The organism is Polynucleobacter sp. AM-7D1 (assembly GCF_018688455.1).
Lineage (GTDB): Bacteria > Pseudomonadota > Gammaproteobacteria > Burkholderiales > Burkholderiaceae > Polynucleobacter.
In genome coordinates, this window is record NZ_CP061319.1 from 61,261 (window position 1) to 81,387 (window position 20,127).

Consider the following 20,127-nt stretch of genomic DNA (forward strand, 5'->3'; position numbering starts at 1 on the left):
GCATGCTACAACCAAAGCGTCGTAAGTATCGCAAGGAGCAAAAGGGACGTAACACTGGCGTGGCAACACGCGGTAGTTCAGTAGCCTTTGGTGACTTTGGATTGAAAGCTATTGGCCGTGGTCGTTTGACTGCACGTCAGATTGAATCTGCACGTCGCGCAATGACACGTCACATTAAGCGTGGTGGTCGTATCTGGATTCGTATTTTCCCAGACAAACCAATTTCACAAAAGCCAGCTGAAGTACGTATGGGTAACGGTAAAGGTAACCCAGAGTACTACGTAGCAGAAATTCAACCAGGCAAGATTTTGTACGAGATGGATGGTGTGGATGAAGGTTTGGCACGTGAGGCTTTCAAGCTTGCTGCTGCTAAGTTGCCATTGCAAACCACTTTCGTGATTCGCCACTTAGGTTGATCGGGATAGAGATTATGAAAAAGACAGAATTAGCATCCAAAGATCTGGTTGCCTTGAATGCAGAATTAACAGAGCTTTTGAAGACTAGCTTCAAACTCCGTATGCAAAAGGGTACTCAGCAACTCACCAACACCAGCCAATTGGGTAAAACTAAGCGTGAAATTGCTCGCGTGAAGACCTTTATTACTCAAAAAACTGCACAGAAATAAGGAAAAAGGGATATGACAGAATTATCTAAACCCTTGCGCCGCACCCTTGTGGGTCGTGTCGTTAGCGACAAAATGCAAAAAACTGTGACTGTGCTAGTTGAGCGCCAAGTAAAACATGCGCTTTATGGCAAATATGTTGGACAGTCCAAAAAATACCATGCTCATGACGAAGCTGGTCAATACAAGATGGGTGATACCGTTGAAATTGCTGAATCTAAGCCAATTTCACGTACTAAGTCTTGGGTTGTAACCCGTTTAGTTCAAGAATCAAAAGGTATTTAAAGAAATATTAGGGATTTTGGCGAACTTTCTTGCCAAATCCCTGTTTTGCGTAGTATGATAGAAGGCTTCTCTGGTTTTATTGGGAGAAGCAGTGTTTTTTCATTAATTCCGGGTTTTAACTTTCGTTAAAGCCCATAGACGGAACCAAGACTGTTTGCCTTTGGCTAACAAGTTGGGGATTAAAAAATGATTCAGACCGAAAGTAGATTACAGGTCGCCGACAACACAGGCGCCAGTGAAGTTTTGTGCATCAAGGTATTGGGCGGCTCTAAGCGTCGTTACGCCAGTATCGGTGATGTCATTAAAGTGACTGTAAAGTCCGCTGCTCCACGTGGCCGTGTAAAAAAAGGTGACATTTATAACGCCGTAGTAGTGAGAACTGCTAAGGGTGTTCGCCGTCCAGACGGCTCATTGATTAAGTTCGATGGAAACGCTGCGGTATTGCTCAACGCTAAGTTAGAGCCAATCGGCACACGTATCTTTGGACCAGTGACGCGTGAGTTGCGTACTGAGAAGTTCATGAAGATCGTTTCTCTCGCCCCCGAAGTTATTTAAGAGGCTGATATGAAAAAGATTCGTAAAGGTGATTCAGTAGTTCTGTTGACTGGCCGTGATAAGGGCAAGCAAGGAACAGTTACAGCCGTTCTCGAGAACAAACTAGTAATCGAAGGCGTAAACATTTACAAAAAGAGCGTTAAGCCAAATCCAGCAGCCGGTGTTACTGGCGGCATGATTGACAAGACGATGCCTGTTCACATTTCTAATGTGGCTGTGGTTGACGGTAACGGCAAACCATCACGTGTTGGTATCAAACTCGTGGACGGTAAAAAGCAACGTTTCCTCAAAACCACTGGCGCAACTTTAAGCGCATAAGGGGCACGGAGAAATTATGAGCACACGTTTTCAAGAACACTATCAAGCTAAAGTTGTTGCTGATTTAATCGCCAAATTTGGCTACAAGTCAGTAATGGAAGTTCCACGTATCACCAAGGTAACCCTGAATATGGGCTTGGGCGATGCAGTGAACGACAAGAAAATTATCGAAAATGCAGTTGGCGATTTGACAAAAGTAGCAGGTCAAAAGCCAGTTGTGACAAAAGCAAAAAAAGCGATTGCTGGTTTCAAAATTCGCCAAGGTTACCCAATCGGTGCCATGGTGACATTGCGTGGTGCACGCATGTATGAATTTTTAGACCGTTTCGTGACTGTTGCTTTGCCACGCGTACGTGACTTCCGCGGAATTTCCGGTAAGGCATTTGACGGTCGTGGTAACTACAACATCGGCGTTAAAGAGCAAATCATTTTCCCTGAAATCGAATACGACAAAATTGATGCCCTCCGTGGTCTCAATATCAGTATTACGACGACCGCTAAGACTGACGAAGAAGCAAAAGCTTTGTTAGCAGCGTTCAAATTCCCTTTCCGCAATTAAGAGGCTAACGTGGCAAAACTATCCCTAATTGAGCGCGAGAATAAGCGCACAAAAACTGTAGAGAAGTACGCTGTAAAGCGTGCTGAACTCAAGGCAATCATTGCTGATCAATCACGCAGCGATGAAGAGCGCTATGAAGCTCGCTTGAAGCTACAGGCACTTCCACGTAACGCAAGCCCGATTCGTCAAAGAAATCGTTGTTCATTAACCGGTCGTCCACGCGGTGTATTCAGCAAGTTTGGTTTAGCGCGTAGCAAGATTCGTGAAATCGCCTTCCGTGGCGAAATCCCCGGTTTAACCAAGGCCAGCTGGTAAGCGGCGAAAGAATTAGGAGAACTCATGAGTATCAGCGATCCAATCGCCGACATGTTGACAAGGATCCGCAATGCGCAAGCAGTGCAGAAACCCGTAGTCTTGATGCCGTCGTCAAAAGTTAAAGTAGCTATTGCAAAAGTCTTGCAGGATGAAGGTTATATCGATAGTTTTGAAATCAAAGGTGAAGCAGCTAAGCCAGTGCTACACATTGAACTCAAATACTACGCAGGCCGCCCTGTTATTGAGCGTATTGACCGTGTATCTACACCAAGTCTACGTATCTACAAAGGCCGTCACGACATTCCTGAAGTAATGAATGGCTTGGGCATTGCAATTATTTCAACCCCACAAGGCGTAATGACAGACCGCAAAGCACGTGCAAACGGCGTTGGTGGTGAAGTTATTTGCTACGTCGCGTAAGGAGAGAAATATGTCCCGCGTTGGTAAATCACCTATTCCAGTCCCTAAGGGCGCTGAAATCAGCATCAACGGTGCAAACATTACTGTTAAAGGCCCATTAGGTACTTTGACACACAACTTGCATCCTTCTGTTGGTTTGAAACAAGAAGATGGCGTATTGACAGTTGTTTTAAATAACGACACACCAGAAGCTGGTGCACAGTCAGGTACAGCACGTGCTTTAGTAAACAACATGGTTGTTGGCGTAACTACTGGCTTTGAGCGCAAGCTCAGTTTGGTAGGCGTTGGTTACCGTGCTGCTGCTCAAGGCGAATCATTGAAGTTGCAGTTAGGTTTCTCACACGACATTATTTACAACCTGCCAAAAGGTGTAAAAGCTGAGACTCCTACTCAAACTGAAATCATTATCAAAGGTTCCAACAAGCAGCAAGTTGGCCAGGTTGCAGCTGAAGTTCGCGCATACCGTTCACCAGAGCCATACAAAGGCAAAGGTGTTCGCTACGTGGATGAGGTTGTACATCTGAAAGAAACTAAGAAGAAGTAAGCGAGATTAGAAAATGAATAAAGACGAATCCAGACAAAGACGTGCTAGGCAGACTCGTATTCGCATTGCCGAAGCATTGGCAAATCGCTTAACAGTTATCCGTAGCAATTCACATATCTCTGCACAGGTATATAGCCCATGTGGAACCAAGGTTGTGGCAGCTGCCTCATCAATGGAAAAAGAATTGCGCCAAGCGATCAAAAACGGCGGCAACGCTGAAGCGGCTAAACAAATCGGCAAACTAGTTGCTGAGCGTGCTGTTAAAGCAGGCGTTGTTGATGTTGCTTTTGATCGTTCCGGTCATCGTTACCACGGCCGTATTAAGGCCTTAGCTGAAGCTGCGCGTGAAGCCGGCCTGAAGTTCTAATAGGGTTTAGGAAAAAACATGGCAAAAATGCAAACCAAGATGCAAAACGAAGAGCGTGATGATGGCCTTCGCGAGAAGATGATCGCTGTTAATCGTGTAACTAAAGTGGTTAAGGGTGGTCGTATTCTCGGCTTCGCTGCACTCACTGTAGTTGGCGATGGCGATGGTCGTATCGGCATGGGTAAAGGTAAATCAAAAGAAGTTCCAGTTGCTGTTCAAAAGGCAATGGACGAAGCACGTCGCAAGATGATCAAAGTTTCCTTACGTAAAGGTACTTTGCAACACACTGTGATTGGTAAGCATGGCGCATCACGCGTGATGATTTCTCCAGCTAAAGATGGTACTGGCGTTATTGCTGGTGGCCCAATGCGCGCAATTTTCGATGTAATGGGTGTAACTAACGTTGTTGCTAAGTCACTTGGCTCAACAAACCCTTACAACATGGTTCGTGCAACGATTGATGGTTTAAGCAAGATGAGCACTCCTTCTGAAATTGCTGCTAAGCGCGGTAAGTCAGTTGAAGAGATTCTCGGCTAAGACCAAAAGATTAGGAATCTATAAATGACAACATCTAACTCCAAAGTCAAACTGCAATTAGTGCGCAGCTTGATCGGTACACGCGAAAGCCACCGTGCAACAGTTCGTGGTTTAGGCCTCGGACGTATCAATTCTGTTTCAGAATTGGAAGACACTCCAGCTGTTCGCGGAATGATTAATAAAGTTTCTTATCTAGTTAAAGTCATTGGCTAATAACTAGCAAGTAAATAGGCGAAGAATATGCAACTCAATACACTCAAACCCGCAGAGGGATCCAAGAAAAACCGTCGTCGCGTAGGTCGCGGCATCGGCTCTGGTCTTGGTAAAACTGCTGGCCGCGGTCACAAAGGTCAAAAATCACGTTCAGGCGGATTCCACAAAGTTGGATTCGAGGGCGGACAGATGCCGATGTATCGTCGTTTGCCAAAACGTGGTTTCGTATCTTTGACACGTCGTCACGTTGGTCAAATTACTTTGAACGACTTAGCAAAAATTAACTTGCCAGAAGTTGACTTGTTAGTTTTGAGAGCGCATGGTTTTGCTGGTGAGCAAATCAATGCAGTCAAAGTAATTAAGACTGGTGAATTGTCGATTGCTGTGACCCTTAAAGGTATTACAGCAACAGCGGGTGCGAAAGCAGCTATTGAAGCAGCTGGCGGCAAATTGGTTGACTTGGTTTAATTAGTTCTTAGCAGCCGATGGCATTAGCACCTACCAACACAGCGAGTATTGCTCAATCAGGAGGCAAGTATGGCGAATTACGCCAACGCTTGATATTCCTGGTTTTGGCTTTGCTCGTCTTCCGTTTGGGAGCGCATATTCCTGTTCCAGGTATTGATCCTGACCAATTGGCTCAATTGTTCTCAGGCCAAAAAGACGGCATCTTGGGTATGTTTAACCTGTTCTCAGGTGGTGCTTTATCTCGCTTTACCGTATTTGCTTTGGGAATCATGCCGTACATTTCTGCATCGATCATCATGCAGTTAATGACGATTGTTGTACCTTCATTAGAGGCATTGAAAAAAGAAGGTCAAGCAGGTCAACGTAAGATTACTCAGTACACACGTTATGGCACTGTTGTTTTGGCAACATTCCAAGCTTTGGGAATCTCTGTTGCACTACAGGCTCAGCCAGGCTTAGTTATCAACCCAGGTTTGATGTTTGAATTGAATACCGTGGTAACTCTGGTTACTGGCACGATGTTCCTGATGTGGCTCGGTGAGCAGATCACGGAGCGCGGACTTGGTAATGGCATCTCTATTATTATTTTTGGCGGTATTGTTTCTGGCTTGCCATCTGCAATTGGTAGCTTGCTTGAATTAGTGCGTACCGGCTCCATGAATATCTTGTCAGCATTGCTGATCGTTGTGGTCTGTATTGCGGTGACTTATTTTGTAGTGTTTGTAGAGCGTGGTCAGCGCCGTATTTTGGTGAACTACGCTAAGCGTCAAGTTGGTAACAAGGTATATGGCGGTCAGTCTTCATACTTCCCATTGAAGTTGAACATGGCTGGCGTTATCCCCCCAATTTTTGCTTCATCTATTATTTTGTTCCCTGCAACGATTGCTGGCTGGTTTACTTCTGGCGAGCCAACCAATATGTTCAGCAGAGTGATTAAAGATTTGGCGGCTACATTGGCTCCAGGTCAGCCTGTTTATACAATTTTGTACGCAGCTGCAATTATTTTCTTCTGCTTTTTCTATACAGCCTTGGTATTCAATAGCCGTGAAACTGCAGATAACTTGAAGAAGAGTGGTGCCTTTGTTCCAGGTATTCGTCCTGGTGATCAGACTGGTCGTTATATCGACAAGATCTTGGTTCGTTTGACATTGGCTGGTGCAATTTATATGGTTTTGGTTTGCTTGTTACCAGAATTCTTGGTGTTGAAGTACAACGTGCCATTCTATTTTGGCGGTACTTCATTGTTGATTATTGTCGTTGTTGCAATGGATTTCATGGCTCAAGTTCAGTCATTCGTAATGCAACAACAATATGGTTCTTTGATGAAAAAAGCTAACTTTAAGATGGGCGCTTAACTGAATGTCTAAAGACGATGTAATTCAGATGGCGGGAGAAATTATTGAGAATTTGCCGAACGCAATGTTTCGCGTGAAGCTAGAGAACGGACATGTGGTTCTAGGGCACATTTCTGGAAAGATGAGGATGCATTACATCCGCATATTGCCAGGAGATAAGGTGACGGTGGAGATGACTCCTTACGACCTGACCCGCGCCAGAATCATTTTCCGAGCGAAGTAAAGATTAAGTAGTACCTATTTTTTTAGAGGTGAGTTATGAAAGTTTTAGCATCCGTTAAGTGTATTTGCAGAAATTGCAAGATCATTAAGCGCAAACGCGTTGTGCGCGTGATCTGTTCTTCAGACGCACGTCATAAGCAGCGTCAAGGCTGATCTGGTTAATTAAGAGGAAATCTCATGGCACGTATCGCTGGGGTAAACATCCCAAATCATCAACATACTGTTATCGGTTTAACAGCAATTTTTGGCATCGGCACAACTCGTGCTCGCAAAATTTGTGAAACCACAGGTGTTGCAATCGACAAAAAAGTTAAAGATCTTACTGACGGTGACTTGGAAAAGTTGCGTGATGAGGTAGGTAAATTCATCACTGAAGGTGACCTTCGTCGTGAAGTAACGATGAGCATCAAGCGTTTGATGGACTTAGGCTGCTATCGTGGCGTTCGTCATCGTAAGGGCTTGCCTGTACGTGGTCAACGTACTAAGACTAACGCGCGTACCCGCAAGGGCCCACGTAAGTCTGGCGTGCAACTCAAGAAATAATCAAGAAAGTTTATTGACATGGCAAAACAACAATCCGCTTCTGCAGCTTCACAGCGCGCACGTAAGAAGGTTAAAAAGAACGTTGCAGACGGTATTGCACACGTTCACGCTTCTTTTAATAACACCATTATTACGATCACTGATCGCCAAGGTAATGCGCTTTCATGGGCAACATCTGGTGGCCAGGGCTTCAAGGGCTCACGTAAATCAACACCTTTTGCTGCTCAGGTAGCCGCTGAAGTTGCTGGTAAGACAGCTATTGAATGCGGTATCAAGAATTTGGAAGTTCAGATCAAAGGCCCAGGCCCAGGTCGTGAATCAGCAGTGCGTGCATTGAACTCATTGGGAATCAAGATCACTGAGATTCAAGACGTAACTCCAGTTCCACACAATGGTTGCCGTCCTCCTAAGCGTCGTCGTATCTAAGCTTGGATCTTGGCATTACAACAGTTTTAGTAGTTTTTTATTAAAGCCCACCGTTCATCTGAATTAAAGGGTGAACTCACCGTCGGTCGTAAGACTGCGGCAAAGAAAGGAAAGCATCGTGGCACGTTACTTAGGGCCTAAGGCCAAATTAGCACGTCGGGAAGGTACCGACTTATTTTTAAAGAGCGCACGTCGCGCCCTGTCAGACAAGTGCAAGTTAGATACTAAGCCTGGTCAACATGGCCGTACATCTGGCTCAAGAACATCTGATTACGGTAATCAATTGCGTGAAAAGCAAAAGGTTAAGCGTATCTATGGCGTATTAGAGCGTCAATTCCGTCGTTACTTCGCAGAAGCTGAGCGTCGTAAGGGCAACACTGGTGAAACATTGCTCCAGTTGCTTGAGTCACGTTTAGACAACGTGGTGTATCGCATGGGCTTTGGTTCAACACGCGCTGAAGCACGTCAGTTAGTTTCTCATTGCGCAATTTTGCTCAATGGCAGCCCAGTAAACATTCCATCTATTCAGGTTAAGCCTGGTGATGTTGTTGCGATTCGTGAAAAAGCGAAGAAGCAAGCGCGTATTACAGAATCACTCAATTTAGTTGGGCAAATGGCAGCTGTTACTTGGGTTTCAGTTGATGCAGCCAAGCTCGAGGGAACATTTAAGCAAGTGCCTGACCGTGAAGACATTAGCGGCGAAATTAATGAAAGTTTGATCGTCGAATTGTATTCACGCTAATTAGCACTCTCAAGGAAAAAATATGCAAACAAATTTGCTCAAGCCAAAAATTATTTCTGTTGAAGCGCTTACCGCCAACCAAGCTAAGGTTGTTATGGAGCCGTTCGAGCGTGGCTATGGCCACACACTCGGAAATGCATTACGTCGTGTTTTGTTGTCCTCGATGGTTGGTTATGCACCAACTGAAGTAGCTATTGCAGGTGTGGTTCATGAGTACTCCACATTAGACGGAGTTCAAGAGGATGTAGTTAACCTTTTGTTGAACCTCAAAGGTATCGTATTTAAGTTGCAGTCGCGTGACGAAGTTACTATCAATTTGCGTAAAGAAGGTCCAGGCGTTGTTACAGCAAAAGATATCGACTTGCCACACGATGTAGAAATCATTAACCCTGATCACGTTATCGCTCACTTATCAGCTGGTGGTAAGTTGGATATGCAGATCAAGGTTGAAAAAGGTCGTGGCTATGTACCAGGCAATATGCGTCAATACCATGACGAAGCTACCAAAATCATTGGTCGCATCGTATTGGATGCCTCATTTAGCCCAGTAAGCCGTGTTAGCTATGCTGTTGAGTCTGCTCGTGTTGAGCAGCGTACCGACCTCGATCGTCTCGTTATGACTATCGAAACCAACGGTGTGTTGTCTCCTGAAGAGGCGATTCGTCAAGCCGCTACTATTTTGGTCGATCAGTTAGTTGTATTCGCAGCCCTCGAAAGCAGCGAAGTTTCTGGTGATCTCGCGCCAAGCCGCTCTTCAATGGTTGATCCAATGTTGATGCGTCCGGTTGATGATCTCGAACTCACAGTGCGCTCTGCAAACTGCTTGAAGGCTGAGAATATTTACTACATCGGTGACTTGATTCAACGTACAGAGAATGAATTGTTGAAGACGCCTAATCTAGGTCGTAAATCTTTGAATGAAATTAAAGATGTATTGGCGGCTCGTGGCTTAAGTCTTGGCATGAAACTCGAAAGCTGGCCTCCAGCTAACCTCGAGAAATAATTAGAAAGGAAGCATCATGCGTCACGGAAACGGCTTACGCAAACTAAACAGAACATCTTCACATCGCTTGGCGATGCTGCGCAACATGTCCAATTCACTCTTGGAGCACGAAGTCATTAAAACGACTTTGCCAAAAGCTAAGGAATTGCGCATGGTTGTTGAGCCTTTGATTACCTTGGGTAAAAAAGATAACTTAGCAAATCGTCGCTTAGCATTCAATCGCACACGCGATCGCGATATCGTGACCAAACTCTTCACAGAGCTTGGCCCACGTTACGCAACTCGTCCAGGTGGCTACCTTCGTATTTTGAAGTTTGGCTTCCGTCATGGTGATAATGCACCTATGGCTTTGGTTGAGTTAGTTGATCGCCCAGAAGTTGAAGAAATAGCAGTAGCTGAGGAGGCTTAAGCCTTTTAGTTAGATTAAAAGCCAGGCTCCGGTCTGGCTTTTTTCATTTATACGCTTATAAATACAGTATGACCCTAGATAAACCTACTGAATTGCTGATTGTTGTCACCACTTTTGTATCACTAGAGGATGCCAAGAAAATGGCTCACCAGTTAGTTGAAAGCCGCCTGGTTGCGTGCGTACAAATTCAAGAGGGGATCCATTCCATCTATCGATGGGAGGGCAAGATTTGCGAAGCAAATGAAATCATGCTATCAGCAAAAACAGTTACAAATAAATGGATAGATGTTTCTAATTTCATCAAAAGTCATCATCCTTATGATTTGCCCGAGGTAATAGCTTATGCCCCTGAGAAATACGAAGCCCACTATGGCAAGTGGGTAGAGTCCGAGGTAAAGTGACATTCATGAGATTGATTAGTAAATTCATTCCGGCAATAGCTGCATTCTTCTTCATTGTTGGTAATACTTTTGCAGCCCCTGAATTTCTTCCTCCTGAGAAAGCATTTCAAGCTGAGGCAACATGGGCGCTCAATACGAATGACATTGAGTTGGAAATTTTTCCAGCCAAGGGTTATTACATCTATCAAGAATCCCTGCATTTCAAGATAGGCTCCGAGCCCAATAAATTAGGGCTTGTAAAGGCATCACTGCCTGCTGGCATTGAGAAGTTTGATGAAACTTTTCAAAAGAAGATGCAGGTTTATAAGCAGGCATTTCTTCTGACATTGGACAAAAAAGCCGAAGTAGGAAAGCCTCTATATCTAGAGTTGGAATTGCAAGGATGTGCTGAAGCGGGTATTTGCTATCCGCCCATGACGCTCAAATTTTTGCTTGCAGGCCCCGGTGTAAAGGCTAGACCGATACCAGAGGTATTGGAGGGGGTAAGTAATTCGCCTAAAAAAGAATTTGGCTTGATGGATGTATGGCGTGAGCGAGATGATGTGAATGCCATTACGCGTTTTTTAGATAGCACTCCAACTGCCTATTTATTTTTGGCTTTCTTCATCCTGGGGCTGGCTTTGGCGTTTACTCCATGTGTGCTTCCAATGCTACCCATTCTGTCCAGTGTGGTGTTTGGAACTCAGGGCAAAAAATCGATTAGCAAAAGCCGGGCTAGTCTCTTGGCCGTGGCTTATGTACTTGGTATGGCCTGTGTCTACGCTTTAGCGGGAGTCTTGATGGCCGCTCTAGGCGGTAGCGTACAAAGAGCTCTGCAGAGCCCTATAGCGCTAATTGGGTTTGCATTGCTACTGCTGACACTGTCGGGGAGCTTATTTGGCCTGTATGAGCTCAGAATGCCCCAATCTTGGCAGGAAAAAGTCGACCAATTAGCAGGACGCCATAAAGGTGGGAGCTTTGTTGGTGCCTTCGCTTTGGGTGGAATTTCGACATTAGTTGCTAGCCCTTGTATTACTGCACCTTTAGCCGGAGTACTTGCTTTCATTGCCCAAACAGGATCAATGAGTCTGGGGGCCGGTTTACTGTTTGTGATGGCTTTGGGTATGGGCTTCCCACTTCTCTTTATTGCTATTGAGGCGCGCATTCTCATTCCATCAACTGGTATTTGGATGGTTTGGTTGCAAAGAACGCTCGGTGTTTTATTGGTGGCAACTGCAGCCTGGATTGCATCACCTTTGTTACAAAGCAGTAATGAAGCGGGTGGCAAGATGATGGCTAATGGCCAACGTCAACATCAGATTGGAAATGCAAGTTTTGCTGTAATTCAATCTAGTGCCCAGTTAGATCAATTCTTGGCCCAAGCAAAAGAGCAGAAGAAATTAGCGCTCCTAGATTTTTATGCAGACTGGTGCATCTCCTGCAAAGAGATGGAGGTCAATACTTTTGCTAATTCTGAAGTGAATCAAGAGTTACAGAAATTTGTTTTAGTTCAAGCTGATGTAACAAAGAACAGTCCTGAGAATCAGGAATTACTGAAGCGTTTTGGATTATTCGGGCCGCCTGGAATTTTGATATTTGATCTCAATTCAGAAGAGTTAAAAGATCAGCGTGTAATTGGCTATATGCCGCCACAACGTTTTGCTGAGCGCTTGAAAAAAGTACTAGCCAATTAACTTAACTGAGACTGAATAAGTGTTTACTTATTCAGTCTTCATCATCAAATTTATTTACTTGCTTTGAGAAGACGTGCAGCTTCGAGAGCGAAGTAAGTCAAGATACCATCTGCACCAGCACGTTTAAACGCGAGCAAAGACTCCATCATCACAGCGTCGTGATCAAGCCAGCCGTTTTGTGCAGCGGCTTTGAGCATGGCGTATTCACCGCTCACTTGATATGCGTAGGTTGGGTAATTAAATTCATCACGAACTCTGCGCACGATATCTAAGTAAGGCATACCAGGCTTGACCATCACCATATCAGCACCTTCGCTGATATCGAGAGCAACCTCCCGCAAAGCCTCATCAGTATTGGCGCAATCCATTTGATAGGTTTTTTTATCGGCTTTACCTAAATTTTTTGCTGAACCTACTGCATCACGGAACGGGCCATAAAAAGCCGAAGCGTATTTGGCTGAGTAAGCCATGATGCGAGTGTGAATGAGTTTATTTTGCTCTAGTGCTTCACGAATTTTTCCGATGCGGCCATCCATCATGTCTGATGGTGCCACGATATCAACACCAGCTTGAGCTTGAGCAATCGCTTGTTGTACCAAGATTGCCGTAGTCTCATCATTCAGAATGCGACCGTGCTCATCTAATACACCATCTTGACCATGACTTGTGTAAGGGTCAAGTGCGACATCGGTCATGATGCCTAAATTAGGAAAGCGTTGCTTGAGTTTACGTACTGTAGTCGGAATTAATCCATTGGGATTAAAAGCTTCTTTGCCATCAGGCGTTTTTAGAGATGCATCAATTACCGGAAAGAGCGCCATCACAGGAATGCCCAATGAAACGCATTCTTCGGCAACGCTATAAAGTAAATCGAGAGATACGCGATTGACTCCTGGCATGGAGCTAACAGCTTGAGACTGATTGCTACCCTCAAGCAAGAAGACGGGATAAATCAAATCGCTGGCGTGGAGATGGTTCTCTTGCATCAGGCGGCGGGACCAATCATCACGTCTCATACGGCGAGGGCGATGATTTGGAAAGTTCAATAAAGAGTTAGCTTGTGATTTCATCTTCTTGAGTCTCTGCTTCAAATAACCATTTAATAACTGTATTGTCGGCCTCTTCAAGGCCAATTCGCTTGGTGCTTGAGAATAATTGTGCCGTAAGTCGTTTTGAGTCGCCCGTTCCATCTGGAAGGGCAGGATCATACTGTTGTAATCTTTTACGTACGGCCTCTAAGGCATGCTTGCATTCACTTTTATTGAGCTTGTCGCACTTGCTGAGCAGGATATGAATTGGTTTGCCGGTTGGGACAAACCATTGGATCATTTGCTCGTCTAGATCGGTGATTCCACGCCTGGAGTCCACGATGAGAATCATCCCGACTAGCTGCTCCCGCTCCTGCAAATAATCGCTTAGAAGGCTATTCCAGTGGTATTTAGTCTCATGATTAACGGCAGCATAGCCGTATCCCGGTAAATCCACCAAATAGGCTAATAGGTCGTCCTTAGCAAAAAGGCCAAAATAGTTAATGTGCTGCGTACGTCCCGGCGTTTTACTGGCAAAAGCAAGCCGTTTTTGGTTGCAAAGTACATTAATTGCACTAGATTTACCCGCATTTGAGCGCCCAGCAAAGGCCACCTCCCGGAGTGGAGTGGCAGGCAGGCAATGGGTGTCATTGACTGTGGTCGCGAATCGGGCTTGAAAGAGTTTAGACATGTCCAGAAGCTATTGTAAAATCACGCAAAATCATGAAATATCTCATGGTGTTGGGTAAAAGGTTGTAAAAGTAGGGCCCAAACACTTTTAGGAATTTTTGCCAAGGTAAACATAATGCGTCAAACCTCTCAAATCTCCAAATTAACTAGCGTCAGCGCTAGCCTAGCCGCTGGCTTGGTTCTGGCAATGGCCAGCTTCTCCGGCGTAGTTAACGCTGCAGATGCTACCCCTGCGGCCGCCCCAATGGCCGAAGCTGCTGCTAAGCCGGTAGTTCCAGGTAAGCCAAAAGTCGATCCAGCAGCTGGCGAAGCGCTTTACTCTAACGGCGATGCTAGCCGTGGCGTGACAGCCTGCTTGACTTGCCATGGTCCTAAAGGTCAGAGTGCAACAGCTACTTGGCCTAAGTTGTCTGCTCAGCATGCCGCCTACACCACCAAGCAGTTGAAGAACTTTAAGGATGGCACACGCGCCAATCCAGTCATGATGGGAATGGTTGCCACCTTGACTGAGCAAGATATGAACAATATTTCTGCTTATTTGGCTAAACAGCCAGTATCACAGGGTGTTGCTCAAAATAAAGACACAATTGAATTAGGTCAAAGTATCTATCGTGGTGGCATCGCCGCTAAGGGCGTTCCAGCATGTGCAGCTTGCCATAGCCCAACTGGCGCCGGTATTCCAGCGCAGTATCCACGTATGGGTGGCCAATGGGCTGAGTACAACGCAGCTCAGTTGCTAGCATTCCGCGAAGGTACTCGTAAGAATAGTACGCAGATGACTACGATTGCTACTAAGCTTTCTGATCAAGAAATGAAGGCTGTTGCTGATTACATGGCGGGCTTGCATTAATTGAACATTCAGTAAAAAACAAAAACCCCGCGATTGCAGCGGGGTTTTTTATTGCCTAGAAATTTATCAGGCTCAACGAATTATTAATGAAATTTAGTTTGGCAAGATAGTTTCACCAGCAAAAAGATCAGCAACATTTTCACGCGCACGAATAAGGTATGCATTTTTTCCATCAATCATAATTTCTGCAGGCTTAGGTCTGGTGTTGTAATTTGATGCCATAACAAAGCCATATGCGCCTGCTGACAGAATAGCCAATAGATCACCTTCTTCAACAGCAAGTTCACGATCTCTTCCAAGCCAGTCACCAGATTCGCATACGGGTCCAACGATGTCATAAGTAGAGCTTGCAACTTGTTTAGTTTGCACTGGAACAATGCCGTGATACGCCTCGTAGAGAGCTGGGCGCATTAACTCTGTCATTGCTGCATCCACAATACAAAAGTTTTTCTCAGCACCTGGCTTGAGGTACTCCACTTTGGTTAAAAGCACGCCAGCATTGCCAACTAAGGATCTGCCCGGCTCCAAGACTACATCGAGATGAGCAAAGCCACGCTCTGCAACGCGATTGAGTAAGGTGTTGGTGAACTCAGTAATGTCGGGTGGGTTGTCGTCGCCGTAAGAGATGCCAAGACCGCCGCCTAAATCAAGATGATGAATTTCAATACCTTCTTTTTTCAATTGGGTTACTAACTCGAGAACCTTATCAAGCGCATCAAGGTAGGGCGCGGTTGTAGTGATTTGGGAGCCAATATGGCAGTCAATACCGACCACATCAATTTGTGAAAGCAAAGCAGCTTCATGATAAGTTTTTAGAACCTCGTGATAGGCGATACCAAATTTATTTCCTTTTAATCCAGTAGAAATATAAGGATGTGTCTGAGCATCCACATCGGGATTTACGCGTAAAGAAATTGGGGCGCGGCAATTCAGCTTAGTCGCAACACGATTAATTTGGTGGAGCTCTGCAATCGATTCCACATTGATGCATTTAACACCAGCCTCTAATGCCTGTGCAATTTCGGAGGCAGATTTGCCAACACCTGCAAATACCAAACTCTTTGGATCTGCGCCTACTGCAAGGGCACGAGCTAACTCACCGCCACTAACTAGGTCAAATCCAGAGCCTAATTTTTTAAAGCAATCAATCACTGCAAGATTGCTATTAGCCTTCATTGCATAGTGGACACGAGCACGTCTTTTGCCAGAGGAATCTAGGCACGCTTTGTCATAGGCTTGATACGCTTGGGTTAAAGCCTTCTTGCTATAGATATACAGGGGTGTACCAAACTCTTTTGCCAAATCTGACAAAGGAATTTCTTCCGCATACCAAGCGCCGTTTCGTTCTGTAAATCCAGTTAAGTCGGGGAGTGGAATCGCTTTACTTGTCATTGCTTGGCCGATGATGGGTTAGTAGCAGCAGGGCTTTGGGGTGGATATAGCTTGCCTTTGGGTTCTGGTTCAGAGGGAGGGCTAGGTGCCGGTGGCACATTTGGCAAATATAAGGGCCCTCTTACCCCACACCCAACAAGGGATATTAGAAGGCTAATGCCCAGAGTTCTTTTAAGAATCGCTATCATGAATGTCTCTAAAACGAATGATTGAATATAGCATGCAGGACTCTAATATGAAGCCAGGCAATTTAACGGTGGAAACTATCGATGACAAGCAATTTCATCAATTGGGCAGTAATTTATTGCAGTCAATAGAGGTGGCCCTAGAGGCCGCAGACGATGCGCTGGATTTAGATCTCGATGTAGAGCGCCAGGGCGGAAACGTCATCAATATTCGATTTAGGGATCGCAGCGTCATTGTGGTGAATACCCAACCTCCTTTGCACGAGATCTGGGTGGCTGCTAAATCTGGCGGTTATCACTATCGCTGGGCTGGCACCTTAGCTTCACCACAGTGGCTGGATACCAAAACTGGGCGCGAGCTATTGAGTGACTTATCAGAGTTTGCTAGCGCTCAAGCTGGGCAGGCGATCACTATTGGACTTCTCCGGAAATAAGCGGCGATAGCCCAGGAAATTAAACCGCCCCAGTTGCTGTGAGTGTCTCGATAACCTGAGCATCGGGAACGCTCTTAATTTGAGCTTTGCCGATCTTTTCTAAGACAACGTATCGGATCTGACCGCCCTCAGTCTTTTTATCTACTTGCATTAATTCCATATAACGTTGCGCACCAAACTTCGGAGGCGCAATCGGTAGATTCATAGATTGAATGATGCGAGTGAGACGATTGACCTCATCTTGAGTGATGAAGTTCAGGCGTCGTGAGAGGTCTGCTCCCATGACCATCCCGCAACCAACGGCTTCACCATGCAACCACTCGCCGTAACCCATACCGGCCTCAATCGCATGACCAAAGGTGTGTCCAAAATTGAGAGTAGCGCGAATGCCTCCTTCTCTTTCATCCGCCGAAACAACTGCCGATTTAATTTCACAAGAACGTAGGACTGCATGCGCCATTGCTGCGGTATCGCAAGATAGCAATGCTTTTGCATTTGCTTCAATCCAGCTTAAGAACTCCGCATCTGCAATAGCGCCATGCTTGACTACTTCAGCGAGGCCCGCAGAGAGCTCGCGGGCAGGCAATGTCTTCAATGTATTGAGATCGGCAATGACTGCTGCAGGCTGATGAAACGCCCCAATCATATTTTTCCCAAGTGGATGGTTAATGCCTGTCTTGCCGCCGACAGAGGAGTCCACCTGAGCTAGTAAGGTTGTTGGCACTTGAATGAAGCGGATACCTCGCATAAAGCTAGCAGCAGCAAAGCCAGTCATATCACCAATGACGCCGCCACCTAAAGCAACCAACATGGTTTGACGATCAGCGCCAAACTTCAGAAGGTCATCAAAAATTAACTGAAGATTTTTCCAGTCCTTATAAGACTCTCCATCAGGCAAGACAATGGTCCTGACTGACTTGCCGAGTTTCTCTAAGGTCTTGGTTAGACGCTCTGAATATAAAGGGGCTACCGTAGTATTGGTAACGATATAAATCGATGTCGCTTTTTCACAGGCGCTAAATAACTCTGGCTGATCTATTAAATTTGTACCGATATGAATGGGGTAGCTACGATTGCCTAGATCAACTTCTAATGTTTTCATGGGTAAATTTATGCGGAGAGTTCGAGTTGCATGATAAGAGTGTTGACTAGTTGATTGACGCTGGGCTTTCCAGTTTCAATGACATAGTCAGCGATTTCGCGATACAGGGGATCACGAATAGCGTATAGGTTTTCTAAAATCTTTTTTGCATCACCATTTTTAAGAAGTGGCCTACCTTCACCACCTTTGGTCCGATGCCATAACTCCATCGGATTGGCGTGCAGATAAATTACTGTTCCTCTTTCGCTGAGGAATTGACGATTCTCTGGCAGGAGGACGGCGCCGCCACCGGTTGCCAAAATGACATCATGTTCAGCTGTAATGTCTTTAATGGCCTGAGCCTCGCGTTTGCGAAATCCATCTTCACCTTCCATTTCAAAAATGACCGGAATTTTGACTCCACAACGATCTTCAATCACATGGTCAGCATCTAAAAAGCGGCGACCTAATTTCTTGGCCAGCAATTTACCAACAGTCGACTTCCCGGCGCCCATAAGGCCAATTAGGAAGATATTGTTTGATGAAGAGTTCACCCCTCGATTTTATTAGTGTTTGTCCAGCACAGTGGGGGTTAAGAAGACTAATAGTTCAGTTTTATCCGCTAATTTAGATTTGTGGCGAAATAAATGCCCAATCAAAGGAATATCACCTAGGAGCGGAACCTTGACCTCGTCATCGCGTTCGGTGGTTTGAAAAATGCCCCCAATGATGGCCGTGCCCCCATTTTCAACCGTGACCTCAGAGCTGAGGTTTTTGGTGTCAATGGCATAACCCTGTTCAGTTTTCATGCCAATAGTGTCTTTATTAATACCGACCAGCATGGAGATCTTTCCGTCTGGATGAATCTTGGGTAAGACCTCTAGGCGTAAATTCGCCTTGCGAAACTGCAATTTGCTCCCACTTTGAGAGCTGACTTGATAGGGAAGCTCAGTTCCTTGCTCAATTGTGGCTTTAACTTGGTCACCAGTCATGATGCGGGGGTTAGACAAAATCTTGCCTTGACCATCGGATTCCAGAGCTGAGAGCTCCATTTGCAGAAGACGGGCTGCATTCTTGGAAACCAGGGTTGCAGCCAAAGTGGCCGGGTTAAAGCCAGCTAAGCCAGTCCCTCCTAGATCGAGATTTGCGGTGGGGTTTTGGTCTGGTTGGTTGCCGACGCCATTAGCCTGATACCCCAACTTAACTCCAAGTTCGCGGGCAAAGCGCTGATCAGCCTCAACGATGCGAGCTTCAATGAGAATTTGACGGGGGCTATTAATGTGATCGCCTCCAAAAGGTAGGGCAGCATCTTCCCGTCGATACTTTTGGAAACTTTGAATTTCTGCATGAGGGCCAATCCAGTAAATATCTCCATTTCGAACAAGTCTCAAGCCTCGGCTTGCAAGAATGGAATGGAGGGCGGTTTGCCAAGGGGTGTCCTTAAGATCAACTGAAATCTTGCCCTGAATGGATTCGCTGAGTAGAAAGTTGGTATCTCCCATTTTGGCTAAAACCTCCAAAAGCTCAGTCACTTCAATTTGGCTAAATTGCAGGCTAATGCGACCATCTTTGCGGTTCCCCGATGAGGTTACTTCGGGGAGGCTTCCAAGGGCTGGATTGAAGTAAAAAGCCAGCAATAGGAGTAGCAAGTAGGCGAGGGTTTTTAGTGGGATTTTCAATAGAGTCACTCCGATTGGGTCGACTTAAAAGTGATGGATTTCCCTTTTGGGTGAGTCAAAACGGCTAGCTCTTTTTCAGCTTGGCTAAGGCGCCATTCCCCCAAGGCTGTATCCCCCTTGAGCACCATTTTTGTGGAATTCCCGGTATGGAAAAAGGCTTGTTCTGCTACCCCCATACGGGTAATGCCCAAATATCGCCAACGACGAAGATCGGCCTCATAAGGAATCACTGCAGGTTTACTTTGAAAGCTCTGAGTTGGCTGTTGTATATCTATTGAGTGAATGCTTACTTCTATTTCTTCTATTGCCTGGTATAGATCTTCTTTCTCAGATGCCCATTCGGTTTGCGAGAGTTCAAATTCTTCTTTGAGTGCCAATAGTTGGTTTTCTAGGGTTCTTATTTCAAGTTCGTTACCAGATTGATTGCCGTCAAAATAAAAAAAGAGGCATCCCCCACAGAGTAATAGGATGCCGCCAACGATCCACGGTGAAGTGAAAGTTAGGCCCTTTAGTTCAAAGGATTTAGCAGAAAAAGCAGACTTGGGAGTTTTGTTTTGGGGTGGTGTGTCGATTCTGGGAGGGGAGGGTGTTTTGCGAATGCCATGGGGGTCTGGAATGGCAGGGTCGTCTCCGAGCTCACTCAGAATATCGTCAAAAGATTGGGGGGAAATATGGCGTGGAGGCATGCCATATTGTTTGCCCTGAGAATAGTAAAAACGATCGGTATAAGCAGAATTGGCTGTCAGAAAAATCTGCTAAAAAATATTTCAAACAAGGGTTTTGGAGCTTTCGGGGAAAATGCGTAAGCACC

The 20,127-nt window shown here is 45.5% G+C and carries 33 protein-coding genes; 25 read left to right on the forward strand and 8 right to left on the reverse strand.

Annotated elements, in window-relative coordinates; genetic code table 11:
* Nucleotides 1-2: 2 nt before the first annotated feature.
* The 23 genes from rplP (at nt 3) to dsbD (ending at nt 11,977) form a co-directional block, all read left to right on the forward strand.
* A complete protein-coding gene (rplP, locus tag GQ359_RS00335) occupies nt 3-416 on the forward strand; it encodes a 50S ribosomal protein L16 (RefSeq protein WP_015420238.1) in 414 nt (137 codons plus the stop codon).
* A 14-nt stretch (nt 417-430) separates the two neighbouring features.
* Complete coding sequence (gene rpmC / locus GQ359_RS00340) at nt 431-625, forward strand: 50S ribosomal protein L29 (RefSeq protein WP_015420239.1); 195 nt, start codon at nt 431-433, stop codon at nt 623-625.
* Between the two features lie 12 nt (nt 626-637).
* On the forward strand, nt 638-907 hold the full coding sequence (rpsQ, locus tag GQ359_RS00345; protein ID WP_076024550.1) for a 30S ribosomal protein S17: 270 nt from the start codon (nt 638-640) through the stop codon (nt 905-907).
* A gap of 186 nt (nt 908-1,093) precedes the next feature.
* Nucleotides 1,094-1,462, forward strand: a complete 369-nt coding sequence (gene rplN / locus GQ359_RS00350) for a 50S ribosomal protein L14 (protein WP_015420241.1) — start codon at nt 1,094-1,096, stop codon at nt 1,460-1,462.
* A gap of 9 nt (nt 1,463-1,471) precedes the next feature.
* Complete coding sequence (rplX, locus tag GQ359_RS00355) at nt 1,472-1,780, forward strand: 50S ribosomal protein L24 (RefSeq protein WP_011901911.1); 309 nt, start codon at nt 1,472-1,474, stop codon at nt 1,778-1,780.
* 16 nt (nt 1,781-1,796) lie between these two features.
* Complete coding sequence (rplE, locus tag GQ359_RS00360; protein ID WP_046329383.1) at nt 1,797-2,339, forward strand: 50S ribosomal protein L5; 543 nt, start codon at nt 1,797-1,799, stop codon at nt 2,337-2,339.
* A 9-nt stretch (nt 2,340-2,348) separates the two neighbouring features.
* Entirely contained in the window at nt 2,349-2,654 is a 306-nt protein-coding gene (rpsN, locus tag GQ359_RS00365; protein ID WP_046329384.1) for a 30S ribosomal protein S14, read from the forward strand.
* A 24-nt stretch (nt 2,655-2,678) separates the two neighbouring features.
* Nucleotides 2,679-3,074, forward strand: a complete 396-nt coding sequence (gene rpsH / locus GQ359_RS00370; RefSeq protein ID WP_015420245.1) for a 30S ribosomal protein S8 — start codon at nt 2,679-2,681, stop codon at nt 3,072-3,074.
* A gap of 10 nt (nt 3,075-3,084) precedes the next feature.
* Nucleotides 3,085-3,618, forward strand: a complete 534-nt coding sequence (gene rplF, locus GQ359_RS00375; protein WP_215302347.1) for a 50S ribosomal protein L6 — start codon at nt 3,085-3,087, stop codon at nt 3,616-3,618.
* 13 nt (nt 3,619-3,631) lie between these two features.
* On the forward strand, nt 3,632-3,985 hold the full coding sequence (gene rplR / locus GQ359_RS00380) for a 50S ribosomal protein L18 (protein ID WP_062307056.1): 354 nt from the start codon (nt 3,632-3,634) through the stop codon (nt 3,983-3,985).
* 18 nt (nt 3,986-4,003) lie between these two features.
* Nucleotides 4,004-4,522: a 30S ribosomal protein S5 gene (rpsE, locus tag GQ359_RS00385; RefSeq protein ID WP_015420248.1), complete on the forward strand. Its 519-nt coding sequence runs from the start codon at nt 4,004-4,006 to the stop codon at nt 4,520-4,522.
* A gap of 24 nt (nt 4,523-4,546) precedes the next feature.
* Nucleotides 4,547-4,735, forward strand: a complete 189-nt coding sequence (rpmD, locus tag GQ359_RS00390; protein ID WP_015420249.1) for a 50S ribosomal protein L30 — start codon at nt 4,547-4,549, stop codon at nt 4,733-4,735.
* Between the two features lie 27 nt (nt 4,736-4,762).
* Nucleotides 4,763-5,203: a 50S ribosomal protein L15 gene (gene rplO, locus GQ359_RS00395; protein WP_015420250.1), complete on the forward strand. Its 441-nt coding sequence runs from the start codon at nt 4,763-4,765 to the stop codon at nt 5,201-5,203.
* A gap of 17 nt (nt 5,204-5,220) precedes the next feature.
* Nucleotides 5,221-6,558, forward strand: a complete 1,338-nt coding sequence (secY, locus tag GQ359_RS00400) for a preprotein translocase subunit SecY (protein WP_215387034.1) — start codon at nt 5,221-5,223, stop codon at nt 6,556-6,558.
* Between the two features lie 4 nt (nt 6,559-6,562).
* Nucleotides 6,563-6,781, forward strand: a complete 219-nt coding sequence (gene infA, locus GQ359_RS00405; protein ID WP_015420252.1) for a translation initiation factor IF-1 — start codon at nt 6,563-6,565, stop codon at nt 6,779-6,781.
* A 35-nt stretch (nt 6,782-6,816) separates the two neighbouring features.
* Nucleotides 6,817-6,933 (forward strand): 50S ribosomal protein L36, encoded by a 117-nt coding sequence (rpmJ, locus tag GQ359_RS00410; protein WP_012357167.1) that lies wholly within the window; start codon nt 6,817-6,819, stop codon nt 6,931-6,933.
* 24 nt (nt 6,934-6,957) lie between these two features.
* The gene (rpsM, locus tag GQ359_RS00415) at nt 6,958-7,323 is read left to right on the forward strand and encodes a 30S ribosomal protein S13 (RefSeq protein WP_015420253.1); all 366 of its coding nucleotides are present in this window, start codon (nt 6,958-6,960) and stop codon (nt 7,321-7,323) included.
* A gap of 18 nt (nt 7,324-7,341) precedes the next feature.
* The gene (gene rpsK / locus GQ359_RS00420) at nt 7,342-7,749 is read left to right on the forward strand and encodes a 30S ribosomal protein S11 (RefSeq protein ID WP_015420254.1); all 408 of its coding nucleotides are present in this window, start codon (nt 7,342-7,344) and stop codon (nt 7,747-7,749) included.
* Nucleotides 7,750-7,867: 118 nt separating this feature from the next.
* Complete coding sequence (rpsD, locus tag GQ359_RS00425; RefSeq protein WP_011901924.1) at nt 7,868-8,491, forward strand: 30S ribosomal protein S4; 624 nt, start codon at nt 7,868-7,870, stop codon at nt 8,489-8,491.
* Between the two features lie 22 nt (nt 8,492-8,513).
* Nucleotides 8,514-9,494, forward strand: coding sequence for a DNA-directed RNA polymerase subunit alpha (gene rpoA / locus GQ359_RS00430; protein WP_015420255.1), 981 nt, complete (start codon nt 8,514-8,516; stop codon nt 9,492-9,494).
* Nucleotides 9,495-9,510: 16 nt separating this feature from the next.
* Nucleotides 9,511-9,903, forward strand: a complete 393-nt coding sequence (gene rplQ / locus GQ359_RS00435; protein ID WP_215387035.1) for a 50S ribosomal protein L17 — start codon at nt 9,511-9,513, stop codon at nt 9,901-9,903.
* A 68-nt stretch (nt 9,904-9,971) separates the two neighbouring features.
* Nucleotides 9,972-10,304, forward strand: coding sequence for a divalent-cation tolerance protein CutA (cutA, locus tag GQ359_RS00440; RefSeq protein ID WP_215387036.1), 333 nt, complete (start codon nt 9,972-9,974; stop codon nt 10,302-10,304).
* Between the two features lie 5 nt (nt 10,305-10,309).
* Nucleotides 10,310-11,977 carry a protein-disulfide reductase DsbD gene (gene dsbD / locus GQ359_RS00445; RefSeq protein ID WP_215387037.1) on the forward strand — a complete coding sequence of 556 codons (1,668 nt, stop codon included), beginning with the start codon at nt 10,310-10,312 and terminating at the stop codon, nt 11,975-11,977.
* 50 nt (nt 11,978-12,027) lie between these two features.
* Here the strand turns inward: dsbD and hemB are convergent, their stop codons facing one another.
* Nucleotides 12,028-13,047 carry a porphobilinogen synthase gene (gene hemB / locus GQ359_RS00450; RefSeq protein WP_215387038.1) on the reverse strand — a complete coding sequence of 340 codons (1,020 nt, stop codon included), beginning with the start codon at nt 13,045-13,047 and terminating at the stop codon, nt 12,028-12,030.
* Nucleotides 13,031-13,696, reverse strand: coding sequence for a ribosome biogenesis GTP-binding protein YihA/YsxC (gene yihA / locus GQ359_RS00455; protein ID WP_215302352.1), 666 nt, complete (start codon nt 13,694-13,696; stop codon nt 13,031-13,033). The genes hemB and yihA overlap by 17 nt, the downstream gene beginning before the upstream one ends.
* A 114-nt stretch (nt 13,697-13,810) precedes the next feature.
* Between yihA and GQ359_RS00460 the strand changes: the two genes are divergently transcribed.
* Entirely contained in the window at nt 13,811-14,545 is a 735-nt protein-coding gene (locus GQ359_RS00460) for a cytochrome c (protein WP_215387039.1), read from the forward strand.
* 93 nt (nt 14,546-14,638) lie between these two features.
* Here the strand turns inward: GQ359_RS00460 and lysA are convergent, their stop codons facing one another.
* Nucleotides 14,639-15,937 (reverse strand): diaminopimelate decarboxylase, encoded by a 1,299-nt coding sequence (lysA, locus tag GQ359_RS00465; protein WP_215387040.1) that lies wholly within the window; start codon nt 15,935-15,937, stop codon nt 14,639-14,641.
* Nucleotides 15,934-16,125 carry a lipoprotein gene (locus tag GQ359_RS10160; RefSeq protein WP_215302355.1) on the reverse strand — a complete coding sequence of 64 codons (192 nt, stop codon included), beginning with the start codon at nt 16,123-16,125 and terminating at the stop codon, nt 15,934-15,936. The genes lysA and GQ359_RS10160 overlap by 4 nt, the downstream gene beginning before the upstream one ends.
* 2 nt (nt 16,126-16,127) lie before the next feature.
* Between GQ359_RS10160 and cyaY the strand changes: the two genes are divergently transcribed.
* Complete coding sequence (gene cyaY / locus GQ359_RS00475; RefSeq protein ID WP_251367882.1) at nt 16,128-16,556, forward strand: iron donor protein CyaY; 429 nt, start codon at nt 16,128-16,130, stop codon at nt 16,554-16,556.
* Between the two features lie 19 nt (nt 16,557-16,575).
* Here cyaY and aroB read toward each other — a convergent pair whose 3' ends face one another.
* From aroB to GQ359_RS00495, 4 genes are read right to left on the reverse strand one after another with little or no spacing between them, the layout of a single operon-like run.
* Complete coding sequence (aroB, locus tag GQ359_RS00480; protein WP_215387041.1) at nt 16,576-17,658, reverse strand: 3-dehydroquinate synthase; 1,083 nt, start codon at nt 17,656-17,658, stop codon at nt 16,576-16,578.
* Between the two features lie 8 nt (nt 17,659-17,666).
* Entirely contained in the window at nt 17,667-18,191 is a 525-nt protein-coding gene (locus GQ359_RS00485; protein ID WP_215302357.1) for a shikimate kinase, read from the reverse strand.
* A 12-nt stretch (nt 18,192-18,203) separates the two neighbouring features.
* A complete protein-coding gene (locus tag GQ359_RS00490) occupies nt 18,204-19,325 on the reverse strand; it encodes a secretin and TonB N-terminal domain-containing protein (RefSeq protein WP_251367883.1) in 1,122 nt (373 codons plus the stop codon).
* On the reverse strand, nt 19,322-20,002 hold the full coding sequence (locus tag GQ359_RS00495; RefSeq protein ID WP_215387042.1) for a hypothetical protein: 681 nt from the start codon (nt 20,000-20,002) through the stop codon (nt 19,322-19,324). The genes GQ359_RS00490 and GQ359_RS00495 overlap by 4 nt, the downstream gene beginning before the upstream one ends.
* Nucleotides 20,003-20,127 lie beyond the last annotated feature (125 nt).

What these genes read in the sequence shown, in the direction of transcription:
- rplQ (WP_215387035.1), top strand. Translation starts at nt 9,511, where the DNA reads ATGCGTCACGGAAACGGCTTACGCAAACTAAACAGAACATCTTCACAT.
- rplO (WP_015420250.1), top strand. Translation starts at nt 4,763, where the DNA reads ATGCAACTCAATACACTCAAACCCGCAGAGGGATCCAAGAAAAACCGT.
- rplE (WP_046329383.1), top strand. Translation starts at nt 1,797, where the DNA reads ATGAGCACACGTTTTCAAGAACACTATCAAGCTAAAGTTGTTGCTGAT.
- GQ359_RS00495 (WP_215387042.1), bottom strand. Translation starts at nt 20,002, where the DNA reads ATGCCTCCACGCCATATTTCCCCCCAATCTTTTGACGATATTCTGAGT.
- rpmJ (WP_012357167.1), top strand. Translation starts at nt 6,817, where the DNA reads ATGAAAGTTTTAGCATCCGTTAAGTGTATTTGCAGAAATTGCAAGATC.
- cutA (WP_215387036.1), top strand. Translation starts at nt 9,972, where the DNA reads ATGACCCTAGATAAACCTACTGAATTGCTGATTGTTGTCACCACTTTT.
- rplX (WP_011901911.1), top strand. Translation starts at nt 1,472, where the DNA reads ATGAAAAAGATTCGTAAAGGTGATTCAGTAGTTCTGTTGACTGGCCGT.
- yihA (WP_215302352.1), bottom strand. Translation starts at nt 13,696, where the DNA reads ATGTCTAAACTCTTTCAAGCCCGATTCGCGACCACAGTCAATGACACC.
- infA (WP_015420252.1), top strand. Translation starts at nt 6,563, where the DNA reads ATGTCTAAAGACGATGTAATTCAGATGGCGGGAGAAATTATTGAGAAT.
- rpsH (WP_015420245.1), top strand. Translation starts at nt 2,679, where the DNA reads ATGAGTATCAGCGATCCAATCGCCGACATGTTGACAAGGATCCGCAAT.
- rpsQ (WP_076024550.1), top strand. Translation starts at nt 638, where the DNA reads ATGACAGAATTATCTAAACCCTTGCGCCGCACCCTTGTGGGTCGTGTC.
- rpsM (WP_015420253.1), top strand. Translation starts at nt 6,958, where the DNA reads ATGGCACGTATCGCTGGGGTAAACATCCCAAATCATCAACATACTGTT.
- hemB (WP_215387038.1), bottom strand. Translation starts at nt 13,047, where the DNA reads ATGAAATCACAAGCTAACTCTTTATTGAACTTTCCAAATCATCGCCCT.
- rpoA (WP_015420255.1), top strand. Translation starts at nt 8,514, where the DNA reads ATGCAAACAAATTTGCTCAAGCCAAAAATTATTTCTGTTGAAGCGCTT.
- aroB (WP_215387041.1), bottom strand. Translation starts at nt 17,658, where the DNA reads ATGAAAACATTAGAAGTTGATCTAGGCAATCGTAGCTACCCCATTCAT.
- GQ359_RS00460 (WP_215387039.1), top strand. Translation starts at nt 13,811, where the DNA reads ATGCGTCAAACCTCTCAAATCTCCAAATTAACTAGCGTCAGCGCTAGC.
- lysA (WP_215387040.1), bottom strand. Translation starts at nt 15,937, where the DNA reads ATGACAAGTAAAGCGATTCCACTCCCCGACTTAACTGGATTTACAGAA.
- secY (WP_215387034.1), top strand. Translation starts at nt 5,221, where the DNA reads ATGGCATTAGCACCTACCAACACAGCGAGTATTGCTCAATCAGGAGGC.
- rpsK (WP_015420254.1), top strand. Translation starts at nt 7,342, where the DNA reads ATGGCAAAACAACAATCCGCTTCTGCAGCTTCACAGCGCGCACGTAAG.
- rplN (WP_015420241.1), top strand. Translation starts at nt 1,094, where the DNA reads ATGATTCAGACCGAAAGTAGATTACAGGTCGCCGACAACACAGGCGCC.
- rplR (WP_062307056.1), top strand. Translation starts at nt 3,632, where the DNA reads ATGAATAAAGACGAATCCAGACAAAGACGTGCTAGGCAGACTCGTATT.
- rpmD (WP_015420249.1), top strand. Translation starts at nt 4,547, where the DNA reads ATGACAACATCTAACTCCAAAGTCAAACTGCAATTAGTGCGCAGCTTG.
- rplF (WP_215302347.1), top strand. Translation starts at nt 3,085, where the DNA reads ATGTCCCGCGTTGGTAAATCACCTATTCCAGTCCCTAAGGGCGCTGAA.
- rpmC (WP_015420239.1), top strand. Translation starts at nt 431, where the DNA reads ATGAAAAAGACAGAATTAGCATCCAAAGATCTGGTTGCCTTGAATGCA.
- rplP (WP_015420238.1), top strand. Translation starts at nt 3, where the DNA reads ATGCTACAACCAAAGCGTCGTAAGTATCGCAAGGAGCAAAAGGGACGT.
- cyaY (WP_251367882.1), top strand. Translation starts at nt 16,128, where the DNA reads ATGTCTCTAAAACGAATGATTGAATATAGCATGCAGGACTCTAATATG.
- dsbD (WP_215387037.1), top strand. Translation starts at nt 10,310, where the DNA reads ATGAGATTGATTAGTAAATTCATTCCGGCAATAGCTGCATTCTTCTTC.
- rpsE (WP_015420248.1), top strand. Translation starts at nt 4,004, where the DNA reads ATGGCAAAAATGCAAACCAAGATGCAAAACGAAGAGCGTGATGATGGC.
- GQ359_RS10160 (WP_215302355.1), bottom strand. Translation starts at nt 16,125, where the DNA reads ATGATAGCGATTCTTAAAAGAACTCTGGGCATTAGCCTTCTAATATCC.